The 5,288-nt window shown below is 63.7% G+C and carries 8 protein-coding genes; 4 read left to right on the top strand and 4 right to left on the bottom strand.

Features of this window, described 5'->3' with window-relative positions; all coding sequences use genetic code 11:
* Positions 1-150: 150 nt before the first annotated feature.
* The gene (locus tag FGL98_RS27320; RefSeq protein WP_186526379.1) at positions 151-285 is read right to left on the bottom strand and encodes an SRPBCC domain-containing protein; all 135 of its coding nucleotides are present in this window, start codon (positions 283-285) and stop codon (positions 151-153) included.
* A gap of 283 nt (positions 286-568) precedes the next feature.
* Positions 569-1,006, bottom strand: a complete 438-nt coding sequence (locus FGL98_RS24480) for a nuclear transport factor 2 family protein (protein WP_146321421.1) — start codon at positions 1,004-1,006, stop codon at positions 569-571.
* A 713-nt stretch (positions 1,007-1,719) separates the two neighbouring features.
* Between FGL98_RS24480 and FGL98_RS24475 the strand changes: the two genes are divergently transcribed.
* The 4 genes from FGL98_RS24475 (at position 1,720) to FGL98_RS24470 (ending at position 3,596) form a co-directional block, all read left to right on the top strand.
* A complete protein-coding gene (locus FGL98_RS24475) occupies positions 1,720-2,316 on the top strand; it encodes a hypothetical protein (protein ID WP_146321419.1) in 597 nt (198 codons plus the stop codon).
* A 279-nt stretch (positions 2,317-2,595) separates the two neighbouring features.
* The gene (locus FGL98_RS25655; RefSeq protein ID WP_186526378.1) at positions 2,596-2,763 is read left to right on the top strand and encodes a hypothetical protein; all 168 of its coding nucleotides are present in this window, start codon (positions 2,596-2,598) and stop codon (positions 2,761-2,763) included.
* Positions 2,764-3,014: 251 nt separating this feature from the next.
* Positions 3,015-3,140, top strand: coding sequence for a hypothetical protein (locus FGL98_RS26845; protein ID WP_281289215.1), 126 nt, complete (start codon positions 3,015-3,017; stop codon positions 3,138-3,140).
* Positions 3,141-3,164: 24 nt separating this feature from the next.
* Positions 3,165-3,596 carry a VOC family protein gene (locus FGL98_RS24470; RefSeq protein ID WP_146321417.1) on the top strand — a complete coding sequence of 144 codons (432 nt, stop codon included), beginning with the start codon at positions 3,165-3,167 and terminating at the stop codon, positions 3,594-3,596.
* A gap of 51 nt (positions 3,597-3,647) precedes the next feature.
* On the opposite strand, the gene FGL98_RS24465 is transcribed toward FGL98_RS24470, so the two are convergent.
* Entirely contained in the window at positions 3,648-4,202 is a 555-nt protein-coding gene (locus FGL98_RS24465) for a sigma-70 family RNA polymerase sigma factor (RefSeq protein WP_146321415.1), read from the bottom strand.
* A gap of 249 nt (positions 4,203-4,451) precedes the next feature.
* Positions 4,452-5,201, bottom strand: coding sequence for a hypothetical protein (locus tag FGL98_RS24460; protein ID WP_146321413.1), 750 nt, complete (start codon positions 5,199-5,201; stop codon positions 4,452-4,454).
* Positions 5,202-5,288 lie beyond the last annotated feature (87 nt).

Below are 5,288 nucleotides of genomic sequence, written 5' to 3'. Positions count from 1 at the left end.
GACTGTGTCAGCAGCTGACCGACACCGAGACGACCTATCCTGGCACGAACCTCAAGATCGTCTACACCGTCAAAGACCAGCCTGACAACTCATGAACGATCCCACCATGTCCAGACCCCTGGGGTCACGTCGCTGCGGCACAGATAGCCTTCACCGTGGTCGACGACCAACCAGTCTCCCGCCGGGCCTAATGTCTGACTCGACGGCAGTGCCCAGCCATCGTGCCTGCACGACCGGATCGATCAGTCCCGACCAGACGGTTTCGATGGGCGCCTCGAACGACACAAGACACGACGACGGCAGCGTTATTCAGCGACACGGCGGACAGCGACATGGACGCCAGTATGTGGTGCCCACGGTGGACCGAGGATTCGCCCTTCCAGCTGTCCCACTTGTCGAACGGTCACCGGCGACGAATATGGCGATCGTCAGCCGGACGGGGCGGATCATCGAGCACACCGGTCCACGTTCCGCAGAGGTGTTCTATACGGGACGCCCACGACGATGACGGCGCACCGCAAGACGATCCTTGCGCGGAGCGCGCACGTTGCTGGCCGGCGTTGTGCTGCTAATGGCCGGTTCGGGGCGGCACACTTGTCCAGTGATCTTGCGCGACCTCATCGTTCCAGTCCGTGCCGATGGCGTGAAGCATGAGCCACGTTTCGGCGAGTTTGCCGTCATTGATCCGGTATGACTGAAAGCCTGCCCGCGTTCGAGGCTCGGCGGACTCGAGGTCTGTCCACGTCAGGGTCATCCGGAACCAGGCGCGATCGCCAGTGAAGGCGTGGTCATAGATCACGAAACGTGTGTTCGGGCGAGCCTTCTGAGCCGCGGCGATCTCGGCAACGTATGCGTCACGACTCACTATGCGGTCGCCGCCTTCGTCGTGTCGACAATAGGTAGGGCCGACGCAGTCGGCCACAAGATCGAGCTCTCCTTCGTGCCAAACTCGCTCCCACCTGTCGAAGAGCTGGATCAAGTTCGTCACCACGGCTTCCGTCTCCATTCGTTGCTCCACTTGGCGTTCCGTCATCATCCTTCACTGTAGGGGGAACCATCACCGGCGACGACCCGAGGATCTGCCAAGCCGAGCAGCGGACGAAGCGATCCGTCCCGCAGGGGTCTTCCACACGGGACATCTGCCTCCCGAACTGTGTCCGTAGGACGATCGGCTTACGGTGACGGCGAACGGTCTCGGGCTTCTAGCCAATGTGTCCCGGAGGGGTGCGGGACAGCACTCACCGCGAGGGCGCTCGTATGCCGACGACTTATGGTCATGGAACGACGACGCAGACGCCCGGCGATCGATCATGATGACCTGCGATCGCCTCCGCGCCGCCTGGACCGCAGTGGGTCCTGCCGGCGGAGCAGAGTCCAAAAGGCGAAGACGGCCGCGACTATCCCGAAGGCGCTGAACGCAAGCGTCAGAACATCGAGGGCCGCCACAGACCTGACGTTACGCCGTTCCAGAGGGGGCGGCGAACGGCTTCTGCAGAATCCACACACGGCGCGAAGTGCATGCCAGCGGTGAGTCCGGGCGAGGACAGTTGCTGCGCGTGGGACCTTTGTCCGGCGTCCGCGCATGCGCGCGTGCGCCCGGATCGTGGTGCGAGGTCCGGTGACCGGTTTGACGTCGGCACAGGGCAGTTGTCGAATTTCTCGGCAGGTGGCGTAGATCCGTGGTTGGGTCAATGACGACGAAACGGGGAGGTGGGGCCGGTGGCTGACGAGCCTGAGGTCATAGAAAAGGAACACGCGGTGACGCGTCGTCGGCGCCTACTACTGGTGTTCATCGCTGCGGTCCTGGTCATCAGCGCTGCCGCGGGGGTGGTCATTGCCGTGGTGTTCGGGCCAGCGCACGGGCACCGGCGGGGCCAGGTCAATGTGCACGCGGTCGTGGTCACGGCCGGGATCCTGGTCGTAGTGCTGGCGGTCATGTTGACACTGTTCTCGTGGCGGCTGCGGTCGGCGAAGTTCAGCGCGCCGCTGGCCTACCCGATGCGGCGCCGAACGCGTGTCTCCAAGGCGCTGCGGACGGGCCGCCCGATCGCCCGAGAGGATCTGCCGGTCGCGGCAGCCATCGTGCGGACGCTGCAGGTGCGGCCCTGGATTGTGTGGGTCGCGGTCCTCCTGGTGGCCGGAGAGGTCGTTAACGCCGTGCTGCATACAGGGATCGTGCGGTGGGCGATGCTGGCCCTGGCCGGGCTGGAAGCCGTCACGCTCGCTCTGATGGTCTGGCTGTACCGCAGGTTTGCCCGAAACTACCAGCGTGCGGCCGCTTCGTTCGACCTGACCGACGGTGCGGGGTCGAGTTGAGGCTCGCCATGCTGGGTCCGGCGGTCACTCCTGATCCGCTACCAGGTCGCGGCCCAGCTGCTGGGATCCGGCGACCGGGAGCTGTTCTTGCGGGTTCTGTCCCGGATGGTCGTCGCCAGAAAAGTGAACCGAGACTGGTGAAGGTTTCGGCGGTTCTCGGCAGGAGTGAGTTTGTACACTCACCCGATGGCCAGGTCGTCGGAACCATTGCTCCCTTCGACTTTCAACGAGGGGCAAGTCCGCAGATTTAGCCGACTGGTCCGGCGGACCAGGCTGTGGATGAGTTGGATCATCCTCCTGCTGGTGTTTTCAGCAATCTTCGGCAAAGACCTCTTCGGGCAGCCACTCGGCTACGTAGTTGATGGTGTGCTCATTCTTGTCGCGATTGCCCCTCGCATGGTCGTGGCCGTGATGATTGGGCGAGCCTCAGGGTGGGGTCGGCGCTGATGCCCCCGAGTCGGTCCAAAGGGCAGGGGACGAGCGGTCTCGAACGTGCCGCCACGAACCCCGTAGGAGGAACCATCATCGGCGACGAATATGACGATTGTCAGCCGGACCGGGCGGATCATCGAGCACACCGGCCGACGTTCCGCAGAGGTGTTCTATACGGGACGGCCACGACGATGACGGCACACCGCAAGCCGATGGCGAGTTCAATCGGTCGTCGCAACACCCCTTCAGTTTGAGAGGTGTGCGAAATGCGTTCGAAGAAGGAAATGATCGAGGTGCAGGCCCGGTTCTGGGTGCTGATGGCCCAGGGATCGACCCTGCAGGCGGGTGCGCTATCAAAGACTGACCCGCGTGGTCGGCCCTGGTGTCTTTGATGCTCGCGCCGTACGGTCGGTGGTATGCCTCTTATCTCTAGTGTCGGCTTCGCTCATGTGCGGTTGACGGTGACTGACATTCGCCGTTCCAAGGAGTTCTACGACCGGGTGTTCGGATGGCCGGTCGCGATCGACGCCTCCGATCAGATCGATGAGCCGGGAGTGAGGACCTCCCAGGAGAAGTTTTACGGCGGCACGGTGTATCAAACTCCGCAGGGCACCTTGTTCGGCTTACGCCCGGTCGGCCGCGAAGCATTTGACGCGGACCGCACCGGGTTGGACCACCTCAGCTTCACCGTGACCTCGCGAGATGACTTAGCGGCCGCCGCCACGGCCCTGTCCGAAGCCGGGATCGAGCACGGGCAGGTAACTGATCTTGCCGACGCCGGGCTGGCGATCTTGTCGTTTCAGGACCCGGACAACATCAACATTGAGCTGACGGCACCGCTGCCGTGACCTAGCGCCCGGTGGCCGGGCGGGGCCGCCGTGAGTCCACTCTCACACGTGTCATCGATGACACGCAGTCGGTGTCACCGACCTCAGTGTGGCCATCTGGGTCGAGGTGTAGCGCCCGAAGTAGAAGGCCACGAACGCGGCCCGCTGGGCCCGGGTCCAGTGCGGCACGGCCTGGCGCAGGCGCCGCCGTGCGAGTCGTTCGGCGTAAGCCGTCCGAAGGCGTCGGCGAGCAGAAGCATGCCGGATGCGGCGATCGCCCGGCTCGGCGGCCAGGATCCACGACATGGCCTGTCGGTGCGCAAGACGCATGATCCATGCCATCGCATCGTCGGTGGTCGCATCGAACTGGTGGCAAGTGCGTCGTGCGTGCCGGTAGGTTCGTACGGTCAGTTCCTCGGCGTGCGCCCGATCGGCGATCATCGATGACATCAGCCCGAAGACCTGGCACGCGGTCGCGTCATAGAACTGGGCGAAGGCCTCCACGTCATCGCGGGCACTGGCCACCAGGAGCGCCGCCAGGCCATCGGCTGCGGGCGCGTCTCGGCAAGCGTGGTGCTGGCCCGCGCGGGGCCGCCGGGCCGGCCACGGCCTTCGCACATTTCCCATTGGTCCTCCCACTGGCAACCCCCTCAGTGCCATGCCGAGCCGGACATCCCAGGCGATCTTCTTCACGCGGTACCCGAAGCCGCCGCCGTGAAACATTCACGAGCGTATAGGCACCGGTCGCCCAGGCGGTGCGGCGCGCGCCGATGTGACCACAAGCGGCGCGCGTGTCGCGCGTTCGTGGACTTCTGCGCAGGCAGAGAGCCAACAGCCCTTGGGAAGGTGGCGGCGTCACTCGCGGACAGTGGTGCTTTAGAAGAGTGACACGTAGCCAAAATCCGCAGTTGACTGGATCAGATAGTCGAAGTGTTCGACTTCCTCCAGATGATGCGCAACAGAAAAGAGCACGTCCTCGTTGCCACTTTTTCGGTCTGCCTCGATGAGGTTGTCGAGGACTTCCGGGGCGCTTCCCCTTGCCAGATAAAGAAGGATCGCAGCAGCCCAGAATCGCGCGGGGTCCGGAAGGGATGGATCGAGTGCGGCCCTGGATAGTTTTCTCCGGAGGTCCTGATCTAGGTCAAGTACGTGAAAGACGGCCTGGCCAATACTGCCCCGATCGATGCCGTTCTCGTCTATCTCGCCAAGGAGCGCGGCTATGTCGCTTTCGGTCCACCGCAGCCGCTTCCGAACTGTCGCGCTCACTTGCGAAGGAATCCAGTTCTGCTTGGTCCAAAACACGTCCGGGTGAGAGGTAGTCATAGCAAGCGCAAAGACCGCCCGTCGCCGGCACGCCTTCGGTAGGCGATAGAAGAGAGCCGCGAGTATGAGGAACGCAGTCGGATCGTGACGACCAACTGCAAATGTATCCCCGATACCGACCTCGACAGTCTCGGCGTCCTTCGCGAGCAGGGCGGCCGCTGGCGAGCCACTCCGACGGCGTAACGAGACGTGGGCAGCGGCCAGAAACGGTGCGAGGTCAACGTCCAGGCGGTTCTCCGGTGGGACCGGCACGCACAGCTTGCCGTAGGGGCCCAGGGGTCTGGACATGGTGGGATCGTTCATGAGTTGTCAGGCTGGTCTTTGACGGTGTAGACGATCTTGAGGTTCGTGCCAGGATAGGTCGTCTCGGTGTCGGTCAGCTGCTGACAC

Origin of the sequence: Leekyejoonella antrihumi (genome assembly GCF_007845645.1) — a bacterium.
Lineage (GTDB): Bacteria > Actinomycetota > Actinomycetes > Actinomycetales > Dermatophilaceae > Leekyejoonella > Leekyejoonella antrihumi.
Note: the sequence above shows the minus strand (reverse complement) of the source record. Positions and strands in the feature narration are given on the sequence as shown.